This window comes from Variovorax sp. V35, assembly GCF_041154465.1.
GTDB lineage: Bacteria > Pseudomonadota > Gammaproteobacteria > Burkholderiales > Burkholderiaceae_C > Variovorax > Variovorax boronicumulans.
Window position 1 is genome coordinate 782082 of sequence record NZ_AP028666.1, and the last position, 18037, is coordinate 800118.

Consider the following 18037-nt stretch of genomic DNA (forward strand, 5'->3'; position numbering starts at 1 on the left):
TCACACTGATAACAATCGTCAAACTCCACGCACCGCATTCACCAGGCGTGGGATTTGTCATTCGTCGTGAAGAAGGATGAGCCTGTTCCAGGCCGGGAAACAGCGCCTCATCAAAGACGCAAGAAAGGAATGCTGCGCTCTGCCTTGAGCGGGATTCCCAGCGGGCACAGCGCCCGCACGCTCAACTCTTGTACTTGATCGAACACCCGTACGGCCGTGTGCTCGCCATCGACACCGGTTTTCCGCCGGTCACTTCGCCCAGCGCCTGGTTCACGTAGTTGGTGGCGGTCTTGATGTCGTCCACGCGGGCCGAGGCGATGCTGTCGATGCCGCCGGCATACACCAGCGTGCCCTTGGGGTCGATGATGAAGATGTGGGGCGTGGTGCGCGCGCCGTAGACCTGGCCAATCACGCCGTCTTCGTCCATCAGCACGGCGGTGGGCGCGGCCTTTTGCGACTTCATCCAGGCGTCGAGCGCGTCGGCCTTCAGGTAGTCGCTGGCGGCGCGTTCGGTGGAGTTGATCGCGAGCCAGACCACGCCCTTGTCGGTGGCCGCCTTCTGCGTGGCCGGCATGTTGCCGCTGCCGTAGTGCTTGCGCACGAAGGGGCAGCCGGGGTTGGTCCATTCGAGCACCACGAACTTGCCCGCGAAGTCCGAGAGCTTGTGCTTGGCGCCGCTGGTGTCGACGGCCACGAAGTCGGGCGCCTGCTGGCCCACGGCGGGCGCGGCGAAGGCGTTGGTGCCCATGAGGAAGGTGGCGCCCAGCGCGACGGCGGCGGCCACGACGGCGCGGCGGGAAGCGCGGCTGAGGGCGGCGCGTGCCTGGCGCGCGGCGCGAAGGGAGCGTGAGTCGACAGTGGGCGAGAGCGTCATGGCCAGCTTGAACTCCAAAAAACAAAATTCCAAACAACAACTGCAGCTTAGAACGGTTTCTTCAAGTGCGTGTGACAACCCATGACAGCGGCGTTGTCATCTTGTTTCAATTCACCGCATCGGCGCTCAAAGCGCTGCCAACGCGGCGCGCACCTCGTCCTTGCTGAGGATTTCGGTCAGCACCACGGGCGCCTTGCCCGGCGCCTGCAGCACGTACACCGGCACGCCACTGCGGCCCAGCGCGGTGAGCGCGGCGGTGATGGCGGGGTCGCGGCGGGTCCAGTCGGCGCGCAGCATGGCGACCTGCTTCGTGTCGAAGTCGGCGAGCACCTCGGCGTCGGCCAGCGTGCTCTTCTTGTTGTACTGGCAGGTCACGCACCAGGCGGCGGTGAAGTCGATGAACACCGGCCGGCCCGCGGCCGCCATGTCGCTCACGCGCTGGGCCGACCACGGCTGCCAGCGCTCGCCGTCGTTCGGTGCTGCCGAGGCCAGCTTCGCAGTCGGTTCAGGCACCTGCACGATGTTGCGGCCGATGGTGCCGGCCAGCACGGCGGTGAAGGCGATCATCACGGTGGCGATGACGACGCGCGCGCGTCCGGTCAGCGTGAGCGCCCAGACCACGGCGGCCAGGCACACCAGCAGCGCGAGCAGCGTGCCCGCGCCGTCGATGCCGCTTTGCTGGCCCAGCACCCAGACCAGCCAGGCCACGGTCGCGAACATCGGGAAGGCGAGCAGGCGGCGCAGCGTGTGCATCCACGGGCCCGGCTTGGGCAGCAGGCGCGCCACGGCCGGCACGAAGCCCGCCACCAGGTAGGGCAGCGCCAGGCCCAGGCCCAGCGCGGCGAACAGCAGCAGCGCCTGGGCCGCCGGCAGGCCGATGGCAAAGCCCAGCGAGGCGCCCATGAACGGCGCGGTGCAGGGCGAGGCGATCACCACGGCGAGCACGCCGGACAGGAAGTCGTTGGCCAGTGGGTGCTTGGCCTGCGCGCTGCACACCGACTGCGGCGCCGCGCGGCCGAACTCGAACACGCCGGCCAGGTTCAGCCCGAGCAGGGTGAAGAGCGCCGCCAGCGCCGCCACCACGCCGGGCGACTGCAGCTGGAAACCCCAGCCGAGCTGCGCGCCGGCTGCGCGCAGCGCCAGCATGGCGCCGCCCAGCGCGAGGAACGACAGCATCACGCCGCCCGTGTAGGCCAGCCCGGCCTTGCGGTGCGCGCTGGCGTTGCCGGCCTGCCGCGCGAAGCCCAGCACCTTGATCGCGAGGATCGGGAACACGCAGGGCATGAGGTTGAGCAGCAGGCCGCCGAGCAGCGCGCCGAGCAGGGCGACGATGAAGGTGCCGGCGGGCTGGGCCTGCGCAGCGGCAGCAGGGGCCGCCGCCTGGGCCGCGTTGGCGGCCAGCGCCGCCTGCAGCGCGGGCGACACCTCGGCGGCGCGCGGTGCGGCGGTGGCGGCGGGCCAGGTGCCCGACACTGGCGCCTCGGCGCGCCAGGCCACGGGCTGGCCGGCCTGGCGGTCGGCCTCGGCCAGCGCCACCACCACGGGCATGGCGGTGGGGCTTTCGCTGCGCTGGTCGGCCAGCGGCACGGTGGCGGTCCAGGTCGCGCCGTCCCAGGCCTGCGTCCAGTCCTTGCCGGAGACGGCCGCGGTGCGGATCACCTCGGGCGTTTCGGGGAAGAACTCGAGCGTCTTGCCGCGCACGGCGGCGGGCAGGCCTTCGAGGCGCACCTTCAGCTGCTGGCCCTCGACGGCGATCGCGCCGGGCGTGCCCAGCGGCTGCGGCTGCGCGGCCTGCGCGGTGTCGAAGGCCGCCTTGTTCAGCGCGGTCGAGCCGCGCGTGGGCAGCGAGAGCGTGAACTCGCCCTCTTCAGGAATGCATTCCTTGCGGCAGACCAGCCAGGAGGCCTGCAGCTTGATGTCCATGGCCGGCGAGCCGCCGGTGAGCGCCACGTCGGGCTTGTAGAGCGTCGAGACCTCGAGCGGCACCGGCAGCAGCACGGTGTTCTCGTAGCCGTAGTTGGCGAGCGTGCCGACCGGGATCTTCTTGGGCACCGGCCAGGCGATCTCGCCGGTCGAGACACCGGCGGGCAGCGTCCACTTCAGCTCGGTGGGCAGGCCGGAATCGCCGGCGTTCTTCCAGTAGGTGTGCCACTCGGGCTGGTGGGTGATCTGCAGCCCGACCCAGACCGGCGCGCTGGGCGCCACGCCCTGGGGCGCATGGGCGACCAGTTCGGCGCGCACATGGGGGGTGGTGACCACGGCCCCGGTCTTCGGGGCCAGCTGGGCCGCAGCCGGCATGCAGGCTGCGGCGGTAGCTATCAGAAAAGTAGCGAAAGAGATGCGCGAAAAGGTCATGCCGGTCAGTCGGAGCCAGAGGGCGGGGCGAAGTTCCTGGGGGCCGGGTCTTTCCGGAGGCTCAGGCCGCGGAGGCCGCGGGCCAGCCCAGCACCACGCGCCGGGTGGTCGCGCTCTTCTTCTCGATCTTGGTGACGACCATGGCGCCGATTTCCGCCGTGTTGGCCACGTGCGTGCCGCCGCAGGGCTGGAAATCGATCGACGGCGCGCTGCCGTCTTCGCCCGTGCCGCCGATGCGGATGGTGCGCACCGTGCCCGTGCCGCGCGGCGGCTGCACGCTCATGCTCTTGACCAGCGCGGGGTTGGCGTCGAGCTCGGCGTCGCTGATGGCGCCCACGGTCAGCGGGTGGGCGGCCTCGACCAGCTTGGCAAGGCCCGCGGTGAGCGTTTCCTTGTCGAGCGGGTCGGTGATGTGGAAGTCGATGCGCGCGTACTCGGGCGTGATCGAGCAGCCGTTCACCGGCACCGGCACGAGGTGGCACAGCAGGTGGCTGGCGGTGTGAAAGCGCATCAGCCGGTGGCGGCGCTCCCAGTCGAGGCGGGCGGTGACGGTGTCGCCGGGCGCCAGCGCGGCCAGCAGATCGGCCTGGTCGGGCGCGGGCACGTGGACGAATTCGGCGGTCGGCTGGCCTTCGGCGTCCTTGGCCTTGCGGGTGTCGGCGATGGCGACTTCGCGGCCGTCGGCGAGCACCAGCACGCCGGCGTCGCCGGCCTGCCCGCCGCCCAGCGGATAGAACACGGTGCGGTCCAGCACGATGCCGGTGTCGTCGATGCGCAGGATGCGGGCTTCACAGGTGCGCAGGTAGGCGTCGGCGCGGAACAGGTCGTCGGTCATGCGGCGATGGTAGCGACGATGCGCGAAGGAGGTGCGCGCACGCCGGAAAGCGCCCACGACCGACACGCCCGCGCCGCGCGATTGCGCATGATCCGGCGGTCTGCGGCCGCCTGCCGCGCAAGGAATCCGCATGAACGCATCGCCGCACCTTCCCGTCCGCCTCGCCTTGTCCGCAGCGGCCGTGGCCGCCGTGCTGCTCGTCGCCGGCTGCGGCGAGACCGCCAAGCTCGCGCCCGAGCTCACGACCGGCCCCCGGCCCCAGCTGGCCGATCCGAACAAGACGCTGATCCCCACCGTCAACGTGGCGCCCGCCGTCGGCTGGACCGACACCGCCGGGCCCACGCCCGCCGAGGGCCTGCGCGTGACGGCGCTGGCGCGCGGGCTGGACCACCCGCGCTGGGTCTACACCCTGCCCAACGGCGACGTGCTGGTGGCCGAGAGCAACAAGCCGCCCAAGCCCGAAGGCAGCGGCGCCGGCGGCCCGGTCGCCAAGGTGCGCAACTGGGTCATGGGCAAGGTCATGGGCCGCGCGGGCGCCGGCGTGCCCAGCGCCAACCGCATCACCTTGCTGCGCGACGCTGATGGCGACGGCCTGGCCGAGGTGAAGCAGGTGTTCCTGGCGAACCTGACATCGCCCTACGGCATGGCGCTGGTCGGCAACGAGCTCTTCATCGCCAACGCCGACGCGCTCGTGAAGGTGCCCTACACCGAGGGCCAGACCTCGGTCAGCGCCACGCCCACCGTGGTGACGGCGCTGCCCGCCGGCCTCAACCACCACTGGACCAAGAACGTCATCGCCAGCGCCGACGGCAGCAAGCTGTACGTCACGGTCGGCTCCAACAGCAACATCGGCGAGAACGGCATGGCGGCCGAAGAGGGCCGCGCCGCGATCTGGGAGGTCGATGCGAAGAGCGGCGAGAAGCGCCTGTTCGCCAGCGGCCTGCGCAACCCCAACGGCCTGGGCTGGGAGCCCGAGACCAACGTGCTGTGGACCGTGGTGAACGAGCGCGACGAAATCGGCAGCGACCTGGTGCCCGACTACCTCACCTCGGTGAAAGAGGGCGCCTTCTACGGCTGGCCCTGGAGCTACTGGGGCGGCGTGGTCGATGCGCGCGTCACGCCGCAACAGCCCGAGCGGGTGGCCAAGGCGCTGGCGCCCGACTACGCGCTGGGCGCGCATGTCGCGCCGCTGGGGCTGGTGTTCTCGCACGCGCGCGGCATGCCGCCCGAGTTCGCGAGCGGCGCCTTCATCGGCGAGCACGGATCGTGGAACCGCAAGCCCAAGTCGGGCTACAAGGTGGTGTTCGTGCCCTTCATCGGCGGCAAGCCGAGCGGGCCGCCGGTCGACGTCCTCACGGGCTTTTTGAGCGCCGACGAAAAGGCGCACGGCCGGCCGGTGGGCGTGGCGCTGGACAAGGGCGGCGCGCTGCTGGTGGCGGACGACGTGGGCAACGCGGTGTGGCGCGTGTCGCGCAGCAAGCCGAACTGAGGCGCGGTCAGCCCCTGCGTGCCGAGGACAGCCGTGGCACCAATTGGGCCGCCGGCCCGTCGACGCGGCGCCGGCTGGTGTCGCCGCGCAGGTGGTCGAACAGCAGCGCAATCGCCTGCTGCGCCACCTCGTCCAGGTGCAGGTCGACGGCCGTGAGCGGCGGCACGCAGGTGCGCGCGCGCAGGCCGTCGTAGCGCGTGGCGACCATCACGTCCTCGGGAATGCGTCGGCCCGATTCGCGCACGGCCGTCACCGCGCCGGAGGCGAATGCGTCGACCGGCACGCAGAAGGCGTCGATGTCGGGGTGCGCCGCCAGCAGCGCCAGCGCGGCCTGCCGGCCGCCGTTCTCGCCCTCGGCCTCGTCGACCAGCGACAGCAGCGGTGCCTGCCCGCGCGCGGCGGCGAAGGCCTGGTAGGCCGCCTGGCCTTCCACATAGGAATTGCGCGCGGCCGAGCCGAGGATCATCGCGACCTTGCGCGCGCCCTGGTCGTGCAGGTGCTCGAGCAGCAGGCGCGTCGTCCGGCCCGAGTGGATGTCGACATAGGGCGGCATCGCCGGCCCGTCGACCGCTTCCTCGGCCGGCTTGCCGATGGCCACCACCGGCAGGCCGCGCCGCAGCAGGTACGCCAGGTTGGGGTCGCCCGCCGAAGGCTCGATGACCAGCGCGCCGTCCACGTCGAGCAGCTCCATGGGCACGCGCCCGGTTTCCATCGGCGGCGCCAGCACCAGCGCCAGGCGGCGGTCGAGCGCCGCGGCGGCCGCCACGGCCGCCACCTCCATCAGGAAGCCCAGGCGCGACGGGCCACCGGCCACCGCGAACGGCATCGACGACAGCAGCACGATCATGTGCGCCTCGCCCGTGCGCAGCCGCTGCGCATTGCGGTTGGGCCGGTAGCCCAGTTTCAGCGCCGCCTGCTCGACGCGCGCGCGCGTTTCCGCGTCGACCTGGCCCCGGGCGTTGAGCGCGTGCGAGACCGTGGTCGGCGACACGCCCGCTTCGCGCGCCACGTCCTTGATGTTTGCCCGCGGCGATGGGTTGGTGCTCATCCCGTTGACCTTTTCGAAAAGCGGTGATTCAATTCCCAAATCGTTTTGGGGCGCCATGCCTCGGAATGTACTTCACCCGCTTCGGCGGCTTTTTTTGCCAGTGCGCCCAAATCGATTTGGGTGTGGTCCCGGTTCAAGGATTCCATGATGTCCCGTGTGCCCAATGCCTCTGCTGTGCCCCCGGTCGTGCCTGTCGGCGCGCCTTCCGCCATCGCCCCGGTCGATGCGGTGCTGCCCCTGTCGCAACTGCTGCTGTTCGGCCTGCAGCACGTGCTGGTGATGGCGGCCGTACCGATCACCTCGGTGTTCCTCGTGGCCAAGGCGTTGGGGCTGGAGTCCGCGCTCACGGTCAACCTGATCAGCGCCACCTTCCTGCTGTGCGGCGTGGGAACCTTGCTGCAGTCGTTCGGGCCGTGGAAGTTCGGCGCGCGCCTGCCCTTCGTGATGGTGCCGGGCGGCGCGCCCATCGTGATGTTCGTGACCATCGCCCAGCAGCGCGACCTGCAGACGGCCTCGGGCGCGGTGATCCTCACGGCGCTCTTCTACTTCCTGGTGCTGCCGGTGTTCGCGCGCTGCCTGCGCTACTTTCCGAAGATCGTCATCGGCACCTTGCTGCTGCTGGTGTCGATCAACCTCGTGAAGGTGTACGGCGGCATCATCGCGGGCAAGGCCGGCACGTCCACCTTTGCCGACCCGGTGAACATCGGACTGGCGCTGGCGACCATCGGCTTCACGGTGCTGTTCGCGCGCGTGTTCAAGGGCACGCTCGGCCAGCTCGCGGTGCTGCTGGGCCTCTTGGCCGGCACGGTGCTGGCCGCGGCGTGCGGGCTGATGGACTTCAGCGGCGTGGCGGCCGGACCTTTCTGGAGCGCCCCGACGCTGCTGCCTTTCGGCATGCCGCGCTTCGACCTCGTGGCGGCCGTGCCGCTGCTGATTTTCAGCATCATCTCGATGGTCGAGGCCACCGGGCAGACTGTGGCGGTGGCCGACGTGGTGGGCCGCAAGATCGACCCGCGCGACGTGGTGCCGCGCACCATCCGCGGCGACGCGCTGGTGTCGCTGGCGGGTGGCTTCTTCGGCACCTCGATGATCATCACCAGCGGCGAGAACATCGGCATCGTGCGCGCCACCAACGTGCGCTCGCGCTACGTGACGGCGGCCGCCGGCGTGATCCTGATCCTCATTGCGCTGTCGGCGCCGCTGGGCCGGCTGGCCAGCGCCATTCCTTCGGCCGTGGTCGGCGGCACCGCGATGGTGGTGTTCGCGATCATCGGCACCATGGGCATCGACATGCTGCGTAAGGTCGACCTGCATGAGCGCGGCAACATGTTCGTGCTGGCCGGCGCGCTGACCATGGGCCTGCTGCCCATCGTCGTGCCGGGCCTGTACAGCCGCTTCCCCGACACGCTGCAGTTGGTGCTGGGCAACGGCCTGGCCATGGGCTCGCTCACGGCGGTGGTGCTCAACCTGGTGTTCAACCGCGTGCAGGCCGACAGCCCGGCCATCGCACCGGCGCCGCAATGAGCGACGCGCGCCTCTCCCTTTCTTTTCCTGTTCTCTCTTCTCACCATGTCTCCTGAACTCGATGCCGCGCTCTTCGCGGCCGACGAGCTGCTGCTCGTTCCCGACCACCTGATGCTGCGCGACGGCCCCGCCACCGGCCATGCCGTGCGCATCGAAGGCGGGCGCTTTCGCGAGGTCGGCCTCGCCGACGCGCTCATCGCCCGCCACCCGCAGCTCACGCCGCTGCACCTGCCCGGCAAGCTGCTGATGCCCGGCATGATCGATGCGCACCACCACCTCACGCAGTCCTTCGGCAAGTCGCTGGCCTATGGCGAGCCGTCGGAAATCTTCCGGCGCGTGTGGGTGCCGCTCGAGTCGAGCCTGGACGACGAGTTCGTCTACATGGCCTCCAAGCTCGCGGCGCTCGAATCGCTGCGTGGCGGCTTCACCACCGTGTGCGACGCGGGCACGCGCGCGCCGGGCGACATTGGCGCCGTGGCCGCCGCCGTGCAGGAGGCCGGGCTGCGCTGCGTGCTGGGCCTGATCTGTAACGACGGCGGCAACGACAGCAGCGCCGCCGAACGGCAGGCCATCCAGTCGCATGCCGCACAGTTCCTGCAGCAGTGGTCGGACGCGCCGCTGGTGCATCCCTCGCTCGCCATCTCGGTGCCCGAGGCGGCGTCCGACGAGATGCTGGTCGCCGTGTCGGCCCTGTGCGCCGAGGCGCGCACGGTGTTCCAGACGCACGTCAACGAACACCTGGCCTCGGTCGAGCGCTCGGTCGTGCAGCGCGGCAAGCGGCCGCTGGAGCTGCTGGCGCACCTGGGCGCGCTCGGTCCGCAGGTGCTCATTGCGCACGGCACGCTGGTCACGCCGTCGGAACTCATGGTGCTGCGCGACACCGACACCGCCGTGAGCTACAACCCCGTCGCCAGCCAGTGGAAGGGCAACGCCGTGGCGCCCGCGAACCTGATGGCCGCGCTGGGCATCCGCTTCGGCCTGGGCACCGACGCCACGCGCAGCGACGCCTTCCGCCTGATGGACGCGGCCGAGGCCGCGCAGAAGCTGGCCTTCGGCATGGCTATCGGCGATGCGTCCAGCGGCGGCGGCTGGACCTGGTTCGACCACGCCACGCACGAAGGCGCGCGTGCCGTCGGCCTGGGCCACCTCACGGGCGAGATCGCCGTGGGCAAGGCGGCCGACTTCCTCATCGTCGATGTCGACACGCCCGAGATGTGCACCTCGGTCGACCTCACGTGGGACCTCGTGCGCCTGGGCAACCGCGACCAGATCGTGGCCGTGTTCGTCGACGGGCGCCTGCGCCTGTGGGAGGGCTGGCCGCCCGACTGGGATGCGCGCGCGCTGCAGCGGCAGCTGGCGCGCGTCGCCCACGCGGCCATGGACCGCGCGCCCATCGTGCGGCTGCATCCCCCGGCCGCCGCGCACCGCCGCCTGGCCTCGGAGCGGCACTCGCAGTGAGCGCGCAGCACCTTGTCCTCGTCTCGCTCGCCGTGCTGTTCGCCGCCTTCGTGCAGGGCGCGACCGGCGTCGGCTTTGCGCTCATCGTCGCCCCGGTGATCGGCATCGTGCGCCCCGACCTGCTGCCCGTGTGCGTGCTGGTGCTGATGCTGCCGCTGAACTTCTACGTGATGTGGCGCGAGCGCGGCGCCATCGACCGCACCGGCGCCAGCTGGATCACCGGCGGGCGCCTGCTCGGCACCGTCGGCGGCCTGTGGGTGCTGGCGGCGCTGAGCGCGAGCCACCTGTCGCTGTTCGTCGGTGCCTCGACCATCGCGGCGGCCCTGGTCACCTTGATGATGCCGGCCTTCTCGCCGGGCCGCACCGCGTTCGTGGCGGCGGGGCTCGTGACCGGCGTCACCGAAACCGCGACCGGCATCGGCGGGCCGCCGCTGGCGCTGGTCTACCAGCACCAGCCGGCGCCCACCATGCGCTCGACCATCGCGCTGTGCTTCCTGGTCGGCGAGCTGGTGTCGCTGGCCACGCTGATGGCGGCGGGCCGCATCGACGGCTCACAGCTCTACGCCGCGGCCCTGCTGTTGCCCGCGCTGGTCGTGGGCGCGGTGCTCAGCCGCGTGGTGCATCGCCGCATCAACGGCCGCGTGCTGCGCATCTTCGTGCAGGTCTTCGCGATCGTGTCGGGCGCCGCCCTGCTGCTGCATTCATTCTGAGGCGCGCTGCGCGGCCTGCCATGCCGCACGGTCGATGCGAAACAGCCGGTGGCCGCGCAGCGCATCGCCTTCGGGCACCGCCGGATGCTCGAAGGCGCCGGCCACGTCCTCGTGCATGCCCAGGCGCGCCATCACGGCGGCCGAGCGCAGGTTGCCGTTGGCGGTGAACGCCACGATCTCTTCGAGCCCGAGCCGTTCGAAACCGACCTGCAGCGCGCCGCGCGCGGCCTCCGTCGCGAAGCCCTGGCCCCAGCTGGCGCGCGACAGGCGCCAGCCGATCTCCACGCAGGGCGAGAAAGGCAGCGCGGCCATCGGCACGTTCAGGCCGGTGAAGCCGATGAACTCGCGCGTGTCCTTGCGCTCGACGGCCCAGAAGCCCCAGCCCTTCTGCGCGATGAGCGCGCGGGCACGGTTCGCCGCTGCGTCGCTTTCGGCGCGCGTGGGCAAGGGCAGCAGGAACTCCATCACCTGCGGGTCGCAGGCCAGCGCGAAAAATGGCGCGAGATCGCTCTCGCGCCATTGGCGCACCCGCAGGCGCGGGGTCTCGAATTCGATGAGGGGCGGATGTGTGCTTTCTTCGGTCATGCGACCGATTGTGCGCAAATCAGAACCCGGCCAGCACCACCTTGCCCTGCGCCTTGCCGCTCTCGATGAGCGCGTGCGCCTTGCGCAGGTTCGCGGCGTTGATGGTGCCGAAGCTCGCATTCGCCGTGGTGCGGATGCGGCCCGCGTCGACCAGCGCGGCCACTTCGGCCAGCAGCTTGCCCTGCTCGGCGATGTCGGGCGTGGTGAAGCGCGAGCGCGTGAACATCATTTCCCAGTGCAGCGAGATGCACTTGGTCTTCAGCGGCATCGCGTCGAGCACCTTCATGTCGTCGATCACCGCGAGCTGGCCCTGGGGCTTGAGGCTTTCGATGAGCTGCGCGTAGTGCTGGTCGGTCTGCGTGAGGCTGGCGACCATGTCGACTTCATCGATGCCGGCGGCCTTCAGTTCGGCGGCGAGCGGCTTCGAATGGTCGATGACGACGTGCGCGCCCAGTGCCAGGCACCAGGCGCGCGTTTCGGCGCGCGAGGCGGTGGCGACGACGCGCAGCTTCGTGAGCTGGCTCGCGAGCTGGATGAGGATGGAGCCCACGCCGCCGGCGCCGCCGGTGATCAGCAGCGTCTGGCCTTCGCCGCCGTCCTTGGGCACCTGCAGGCGGTCGAACAGCAGTTCGTAGGCGGTGATGGTGGTCAGCGGCAATGCGGCGGCCTGCGCGTCGTCGAGGCTCTTCGGGGCGAGGGCGGCGATGCGCTCGTCGACCGCGTGCAACTCCGAATTGGCGCCGGGGCGAATGATGGAGCCGGCGTAGTACACGCGGTCGCCGACCTTGAAGTTTTGCACGCCGCTGCCGATGGCTTCGACGGTGCCGACCGCGTCCCAGCCCAGCACCTTGGCCTGGCCGGCTTCGGGGGCGGCGTTCTTGCGGACCTTGGTGTCGACGGGGTTGACCGACACGGCCTTCACGCGCACGAGCAGGTCGCGCGCGCCGGGCACGGGGGCGGGGAGCTCGATGTCCTGCAGCGATTCGGGGTGGTCGATGGGGAGAGGCTGGTGGTAGCCGACGGCTTTCATGGGAAGAGACCTTCTTTCTGGAACGATGGCTGGACTGTAGGATGACAACGTCTGTTTGATAAGGTGGCCTGAATCACCAACACTTTCAAATGAAGATTGAAAATATATCGGACCTGCAGGTGCTCGTGCAGACGGCGCGTGGCGGCACGTTGACGGCGGCGGGGCATGCGCTGGGGATCACGCCCGCCGCGGCCAGTGCGACGTTGAAGCGGCTGGAGGCGCAGTTGGGGGCGCGGCTGTTCGAGCGGTCGACGCGGGCGATGCGGCTGACGCCGCAGGGGCAGACGCTGCTTGACTATGCGGTGCGTGCTTTTGAACTGTTGGACGAAGGGGAGTCGCTGGTCACTGCGGATCGCGGCGAACTCGTCGGCACCTTGCGGGTGGCCTCGCCGTCGGACCTCACGCGCAGCACGCTGCTGCCGTGGTTCGACGAGTTTCTGGCGCTGCATCCGGGGGTGCAGTTGTCGCTGTCTGTCGGGGACCGGCCGCTGGACGTGATGCGCGACGAAGTGGATGTGGCGTTGCGCTATGGGGCGCTGGCCGATTCGCGGCTGGTGGCGCGGGCGTTTGCGCTGACGAATCCGGTGCTGACGGCTTCACCTGACTATCTGCGTCGGCATCCCTTGCCTCGGGTTCCGCAGGATCTGCTGCAGCACAACTGCCTGACGTTCAACCGCAGTGGGCGGCGGCACCGGGTGTGGCGGTTTGCGCAGTTGGGGCAGTGGACGGAGGTGCGGGTGAATGGGGATCGGAGTGTGGATGATGCTTCGCTGGCGCGGGAGTGGACTGTGGCGGGGTATGGCATCTCTCTGAAGTCCGCTTTGGATGTGCGTAATGACATTCGGGAAGGCCGTCTGGTGCGGCTGCTGCCTGACTGGGAGACGGAGCCTTATCCGTTGCATGCGCTGTTGCCTAGTGGGCGGTTTGTGCCGGCTCGGGTTCGGGGGGTTGTGGATTTCCTGGCGTTGAAGTTCGAGGGGTTGTTGGCTGTGGGGTGATTTCTTGAGGCTGCTGGCCGGGTCTCGCCCCGGCGGGCGACTCACTTTCTTTTGCTTCGCCAAAAGAAAGTAAGCAAAGAAAAGGCGACCCCACTGTCCGCGTCCCTCCGCTTCGCTGCGGGCAACCTGCGGTGCTCGCGTTTCGCGGGGTCTCGCCCAAACTCGCTTCGCTCAAACAAGGGCGAGCCCTGATCCGCGAAACGCTGCGCTCCTCGGCGCGGCCAGAGGGGAGGGGGAGCACTCGGGCCATCGCTTCGCTCGGCCTGGGGGATCGCATCACTGCGTTCGCTCCCCCCTGCTGTCCCTTGTCAGATCATCGGTGTTACTGCGCCATCCATCGCCACGATCGCGCCTGTCACATAGCTTGCCTTCGGCGACGCCAGGAAGAGCACGGTGTTGGCGACTTCCTCGGGCGTCGCGATGCGGCCCAGCGGCAGGCGTGCGGTGGCGCGCTCCAGCGCTTCGTCGGTGTCGATGCCCTGCAGTTTCGCGTCAGCCTTCATCCCCTCCTGCAACCGCGCGGTCAGCGTGAGGCCGGGGTTCACGGCGTTCACGCGCACGCCTTTGGCGGCGTAGGCGGCGGCCATGCCGGCGCTCACGAGCATGAGCGCGGCATTGGCGGCGCCTCCGGCCATGTGCACGGGGCTGGCGACCTTGCCGCCCTGGCCGATGACGTTGACGATGGCGCCGCGGCCACGCGTGCCCATGCGCTTCACGACCGGGTCGATCATGTGGATGTAGGTGAAGTACTTGGCGTCCATCGCGTCGTGCCACGCAGCGGGCGTGAGTTCGTCGGGTGGGGTGCGGCGCGCGGCGCCTGCCGAGTTGACGAGCACGTCGACGGGGCCGAAGGCCTGTTCGGCGGCGTCGAGGGCGGCGACGGCGCTGGCGGGGTTCTTGAGGTCGGCGGCGTGCAGGCTGACGCGGCCTTCGGCTTGCGGGAACGCGGCGATCAGCGACTGCTGGCCCTGCTGCAGGTTCTGCAGGTCGCGCGAGACCAGGCTCACGCGCGCGCCTTCGCGCAGGAAGCCCAGCGCGCAGGCCAGGCCGATGCCCTTGCTGCCGCCGGTGATGAGAACGTGCTGGTCCTGGAGCTGGAGGTCCATGTCGGGGGTCCTTGGAAGAAGGTGAATCTGCCTGCGGCGCTGCCGCCGCGCGATTGAATCACCGCCCCGAAACCCCTGCAGCGACGCGGCCGAAAAGGCCGCGCCGGTTGCCTCTGCGCGTCAGGCCTTGCGGCGCTTCGCTGGTGCTTCTTCTTCCAGCGCGGCCGGCGCGGTGTCGGTGGCGTCGCGCAGCTGGCCGTGGTGGTCGTGGTGCGCCAGCAGCTGGCGCGTGCGCTGCCAGGTCGACAGGCGCGCGGGCGCGACTTCGATGTACGACGCCAGCGCGAACAGCGACGACTGCTCCTTTTCCGGCGGCGTCTCGCTGCGGTGCTGGCGGCGGCGCAGCGGGCCCATGACCAGCATCGAGGCGAGGATCACGCCGATGACGATGGCGTACAGGCCCAGCAGCTGAAGCACCTCGGGCTGGGAGCGCGCGCCCATCACGTAGGGCCAGGCGTACCAGATGGCGCAGAACCAGATCGCGACGGTGATCGCGGGACGCAGCACGCGCAGCCACAGGTACATGGCCAGGGTGCGCGCCGGCGAACGGCCGTTGCCGAAGGCGTGCAGCGGGATGCGCGCGGCGTCGATGATGGGTTCGTCCACCGCGGGTTGGCCCCACGAACGGGTGCGGGGCGGCGGGGCTTCGTGGACCGTCGGCGAAGAAATCGGGTGTTCAGGATGCATCAGAAGAAACTCCTCGGTCAGGGCTCGTCCACACCGCGCGCTTGCCGCGACGACGCATCAGAGCGTTGGGAAGGGCGACCACCGTGGTGGCCATCGTGATCGTCCAGAACGCGATCGGGTACCAGATCGTTCCGGCGAAATAGCGCATGAGGTCGCGGTCGTAGCGACGGTCGATCCACAGGCTCAGCAGCATCTGCAGGATGCAGGTCATGGCCAGCAGCGTGCCCTGCCAGTGCGGTAGGAGCGCCGAATGCCAGGCCGACTCGTGCGGCAAAAAGGGACGGATGAAGCTGATCAGCAGCACCAGCGCCATCGCATAGGCCCACACCACGCTCACCATGTACTCGCTGTAGATGAGCCACAGGCGCCAGCTGCGCAGGCGCAGGATGGACGGCGTGATGCGCAGCATGGTCTGAATGCCGCCGACGGCCCAGCGCAGGCGCTGCTTCCACAGGCCGCGCAGGGTCTCGGGCATGAGGATCCAGCACAGCGCGCGCGGTTCGAAGCGCAGGCGCCAGCCGGCGAGCTGGAGCTTCCAGCTCATGTCGATGTCCTCGGTGAGCACGTCGGGGCTCCAGAAGCCCACCTCGAGCACGGCGCGGCGGCGGAACATGGCCAGCACGCCCGACACCGTGAAGAGCGTGCCGATGAGCTGCTGCGAACGCTTGATGAGACCGATGATCGACGAGAACTCGCCCACCTGCATGCGCCCCAGCAGCGTGGTGCGCGTGCGGATGCGCGGGTTGCCGGTGACGGCGCCGATGCGATCCGAGGCCAGCATGCGCTTGAGCATCCAGGCGATGGCGTTGGGGTCGACCAGCGCGTCGCCGTCGATGCCCAGGATGTACTCGCCGCGCGCCAGCTGGCAGGCGGTGTTCAGGCCCACGGCCTTGCCCTGGTTGCTGGCGTTGTGGATCACGCGCAGGCGGCTGAACTCGAGCGTCATCTGGTCGAGCAGCTCGCCGGTGCCGTCGGTGCTGCCGTCGTTGACGGCGATCACCTCGTAGTTCGGGTAGCGCGTGCGCATGAGCTGCTCGATCACTTCGCGCAGGTGCGGCGCCTCGTTGAAGCAGGGCACCACGACGGTCACGAGCGGCTGCGAGGGCAGCAGCGGCAGCGGGTCGATCTCGACGTCGCGCTTGCGCTCGAACGACCACGCGTGCGAGAGGCCGCCCGCGATCCACACCCACGCCATGAAGAACGGGTAGTAGAAGACGAAGCCGAAGAGCACCGGTGGAATCAGGTCCACCAGCATCTGGAGCGTGTTCATCGGGGCTTCCCTCCTTCAGGCGGCAGCGTGGCGGCGTCGTGGTTGCGCCGGGGGGCGCGCGACAGCAGCGAACGCACCGAGATCGCGCGACGCACGGTCTCCAGCGAGGGCTGGTTGTTCAGGAAGTCGTCGGGGTAGTAGCCCAGGTGGCGCACGCCGGCGCGCTGCAGCAGGGTCCACTGGCGCGTGAGCTCGGCGTCGGCCACGGGTTTTCCGGTGCGCCAGTCGCGCGCCTGCAGCTCGAACACGGTGCGGTCCAGGCCGTGCGGCGTGGCGGCCGCGCGCTGGGCCAGGCGGCCCAGCCACGCGTCGCTGTCGGCCGGGGTGCGGGCCTCCTGCTCCATGCGCGGCATGGCCATCAGGCCGACGTAGTCGTAGGCAGCAAGCGAGGCTTCATAGTTTTGGGCAAACCACTGCTCGGCCTGCGGCTCCAGCACCGGCCGCGCATAGAGGTTGCGCGCCGTTTCCAGCGCGGGGCGCCAGGTGCCCACGCGCGCCGCGAGTTCGTGCGTGAAGTCGATCAGGTAGCGGGTCTTGGCGGCGGTCCAGCGCGCCATGAGCGCGGGGTCGGCGCGCAGCGCGGCCACGTCGGCCGGCAGGCCCCAGCGGCGGTAGGTGTCGAGCGCGGCGGGGCTGGCGTCCTCGTCGTCCGAGAGCATGGCGTCGTCGTGGAACAGCAGGCCCTCGAAGAAGGTGTGGCGACCCAGGTCTTCGTACAGGTCGCCGACCAGCGTGCGCACGGCCGGGTCGAAGGGCGAGAGCCGGTGGTAGCGGTCGGCCGGCGCGTCGCCCTTGAGCGTGCGCACCGTGTGCGTGGCCAGCGGGTTCGACGCCGGCAGCCGGTAGGCGGTGACGGGCATCCACGCATAGACCTTCACGCCGGTGCGGCTGCGCAACTGCCAGGCGGCGCGGGCGAACAGGTCGGCGCGCATCGGCAGGTGGCGGTTGGGAAAGTACAGCGCGTCGGCCACGCCGTCGCCGTCGGGGTCGGCATAGGCCTGCAGGAACACCGAGCGCGGACGCACGGCGGCCACGCGCTCGATCAGCGCCGAGAGGTTGCGCTCCTGCTGGGCCGGGTCGGCGTCGTACACGTAGTCCAGGTCGACGTGCATCACACGGTTGATCGGGCGCACCTCGCCGCCCACCGGGCTGCGCAGCATCTGCACGTAGTCGGGCGCCTCGTTGTCGTAGGCAGCCAGCGCGCGGCGGATGCGGCTGAGCGGAATCTCCCTGGTGTTCGCGCCGTCGTCGAGCGTGAAGGTGATCGGCATGCCCACGCGCGCCGAGGCTTCCAGCGCGGGCGTGTTGTAGGCGCCGTAGGGCCACACGGTGGCGCGCACCTTGGCGCCGGTGCGCTTCTCGATCAGCTCGCGGCTGCGGCGCAGGTCGGTCTCGATGCGGCGCAGGTAGGCGGCGTCGTCCTCGTAGCGGCCGGTCGTCGGGTCGTAGCGGTGCGTGGCCGCGGCGGGCAGCATGTTGCCCTGCGGGTTGGCCCGGATGCCGGTGTGCATCGCGTCGGTGTGGCTGGCGAACTCGACCAGCGGCGAGCGCGCCATCTCGGCGGCTTCGCGCCACAGCAGGAAGTTCTCGCGCGGCGCGGGCTTGTCGCCCCAGTGCACGGGCTGGCCTTCGGGCACCTCGAGCCAGCTCGTCACGAGCGCGAACAGCGCGGGGTAGTTGAAGCGCTGCAGCAGCGGGAACACGTGCGTGTAGGCACTGCGGTAGCCGTCGTCGAAGGTCAGCAGCACAGGCTGCGAGGGCAGCGGCTTGCCGCCGTTGCGCGCATCGATGATCTGCTGCAGGCTGACCGGGTGGTAGCCGCTGTGGCGCAGCCAGGCGAACACTTCGGCGAGCGTGCGCTCGTCGATGGCGGTTTCGTCGGGCGAGGTCTCGAAGCTGGCGCGCACGTTGGGGCGCACGTCGTGGAACGAGATCACGCGGAAGTCGACGCCGTTGTCGGGGTCGGCGGGCAGCACCGGCGCCGCCAGTGCAGGCAACGCCGCCGCCAGCAGCAGCCCGAGCAGGGCCGCGCGCAGCCGGAGGAAGAAGGTGGGGGCTTGCATCACGG

Annotated in this window: 15 protein-coding genes; 5 read left to right on the forward strand and 10 right to left on the reverse strand. The window is 70.1% G+C overall.

Annotation, left to right across the window (positions count from 1 at the left end; genetic code table 11):
• Positions 1-181: 181 nt before the first annotated feature.
• The 3 genes from ACAM42_RS03520 to ACAM42_RS03530 form a co-directional block, all read right to left on the reverse strand.
• On the reverse strand, positions 182-874 hold the full coding sequence (locus tag ACAM42_RS03520; protein ID WP_175497060.1) for a redoxin domain-containing protein: 693 nt from the start codon (positions 872-874) through the stop codon (positions 182-184).
• Between the two features lie 126 nt (positions 875-1000).
• Positions 1001-3172, reverse strand: a complete 2172-nt coding sequence (locus ACAM42_RS03525; RefSeq protein WP_369631129.1) for a protein-disulfide reductase DsbD family protein — start codon at positions 3170-3172, stop codon at positions 1001-1003.
• Positions 3173-3290: 118 nt separating this feature from the next.
• The gene (locus ACAM42_RS03530; protein ID WP_369631130.1) at positions 3291-4064 is read right to left on the reverse strand and encodes an alanyl-tRNA editing protein; all 774 of its coding nucleotides are present in this window, start codon (positions 4062-4064) and stop codon (positions 3291-3293) included.
• A gap of 130 nt (positions 4065-4194) precedes the next feature.
• On the opposite strand from ACAM42_RS03530, the gene ACAM42_RS03535 reads away from it, so the two are divergent.
• Positions 4195-5553 carry a sorbosone dehydrogenase family protein gene (locus ACAM42_RS03535; RefSeq protein WP_369631131.1) on the forward strand — a complete coding sequence of 453 codons (1359 nt, stop codon included), beginning with the start codon at positions 4195-4197 and terminating at the stop codon, positions 5551-5553.
• 7 nt (positions 5554-5560) lie between these two features.
• Here ACAM42_RS03535 and ACAM42_RS03540 read toward each other — a convergent pair whose 3' ends face one another.
• Positions 5561-6601 carry a LacI family DNA-binding transcriptional regulator gene (locus tag ACAM42_RS03540; RefSeq protein ID WP_369631132.1) on the reverse strand — a complete coding sequence of 347 codons (1041 nt, stop codon included), beginning with the start codon at positions 6599-6601 and terminating at the stop codon, positions 5561-5563.
• Between the two features lie 147 nt (positions 6602-6748).
• Here ACAM42_RS03540 and ACAM42_RS03545 point away from each other — a divergent pair, with 147 nt between their 5' ends.
• The 3 genes from ACAM42_RS03545 to ACAM42_RS03555 are packed head-to-tail and all read left to right on the forward strand — an operon-like array spanning position 6749 to position 10293.
• A complete protein-coding gene (locus ACAM42_RS03545) occupies positions 6749-8125 on the forward strand; it encodes a uracil-xanthine permease family protein (protein ID WP_369631133.1) in 1377 nt (458 codons plus the stop codon).
• Between the two features lie 45 nt (positions 8126-8170).
• Positions 8171-9583 carry an amidohydrolase family protein gene (locus tag ACAM42_RS03550; RefSeq protein WP_369631134.1) on the forward strand — a complete coding sequence of 471 codons (1413 nt, stop codon included), beginning with the start codon at positions 8171-8173 and terminating at the stop codon, positions 9581-9583.
• Complete coding sequence (locus ACAM42_RS03555) at positions 9580-10293, forward strand: sulfite exporter TauE/SafE family protein (protein ID WP_369631135.1); 714 nt, start codon at positions 9580-9582, stop codon at positions 10291-10293. The genes ACAM42_RS03550 and ACAM42_RS03555 overlap by 4 nt, the downstream gene beginning before the upstream one ends.
• Here ACAM42_RS03555 and ACAM42_RS03560 read toward each other — a convergent pair.
• Both ACAM42_RS03560 and ACAM42_RS03565 read right to left on the reverse strand, forming a co-directional pair.
• The gene (locus ACAM42_RS03560) at positions 10285-10878 is read right to left on the reverse strand and encodes a GNAT family N-acetyltransferase (RefSeq protein ID WP_369631136.1); all 594 of its coding nucleotides are present in this window, start codon (positions 10876-10878) and stop codon (positions 10285-10287) included. The two genes, ACAM42_RS03555 and ACAM42_RS03560, sit on opposite strands and share 9 nt — an antisense overlap.
• 19 nt (positions 10879-10897) lie before the next feature.
• On the reverse strand, positions 10898-11908 hold the full coding sequence (locus ACAM42_RS03565) for a zinc-binding alcohol dehydrogenase family protein (protein WP_369631137.1): 1011 nt from the start codon (positions 11906-11908) through the stop codon (positions 10898-10900).
• An 89-nt stretch (positions 11909-11997) separates the two neighbouring features.
• On the opposite strand from ACAM42_RS03565, the gene ACAM42_RS03570 reads away from it, so the two are divergent.
• Positions 11998-12906, forward strand: coding sequence for a LysR family transcriptional regulator (locus tag ACAM42_RS03570; RefSeq protein ID WP_369631138.1), 909 nt, complete (start codon positions 11998-12000; stop codon positions 12904-12906).
• Positions 12907-13214: 308 nt separating this feature from the next.
• On the opposite strand, the gene ACAM42_RS03575 is transcribed toward ACAM42_RS03570, so the two are convergent.
• The 4 genes from ACAM42_RS03575 to pgaB all read right to left on the reverse strand — a co-directional run bounded on the left by ACAM42_RS03575 (position 13215) and on the right by pgaB (position 18032).
• Entirely contained in the window at positions 13215-14012 is a 798-nt protein-coding gene (locus tag ACAM42_RS03575) for an SDR family oxidoreductase (protein WP_139701504.1), read from the reverse strand.
• Between the two features lie 120 nt (positions 14013-14132).
• Positions 14133-14699 (reverse strand): PgaD family protein, encoded by a 567-nt coding sequence (locus ACAM42_RS03580; RefSeq protein WP_369631139.1) that lies wholly within the window; start codon positions 14697-14699, stop codon positions 14133-14135.
• Positions 14689-15969: a poly-beta-1,6-N-acetyl-D-glucosamine synthase gene (gene pgaC, locus ACAM42_RS03585; protein ID WP_369631140.1), complete on the reverse strand. Its 1281-nt coding sequence runs from the start codon at positions 15967-15969 to the stop codon at positions 14689-14691. The genes ACAM42_RS03580 and pgaC overlap by 11 nt, the downstream gene beginning before the upstream one ends.
• Positions 15966-18032 carry a poly-beta-1,6-N-acetyl-D-glucosamine N-deacetylase PgaB gene (pgaB, locus tag ACAM42_RS03590; RefSeq protein ID WP_369631141.1) on the reverse strand — a complete coding sequence of 689 codons (2067 nt, stop codon included), beginning with the start codon at positions 18030-18032 and terminating at the stop codon, positions 15966-15968. The genes pgaC and pgaB overlap by 4 nt, the downstream gene beginning before the upstream one ends.
• Positions 18033-18037 lie beyond the last annotated feature (5 nt).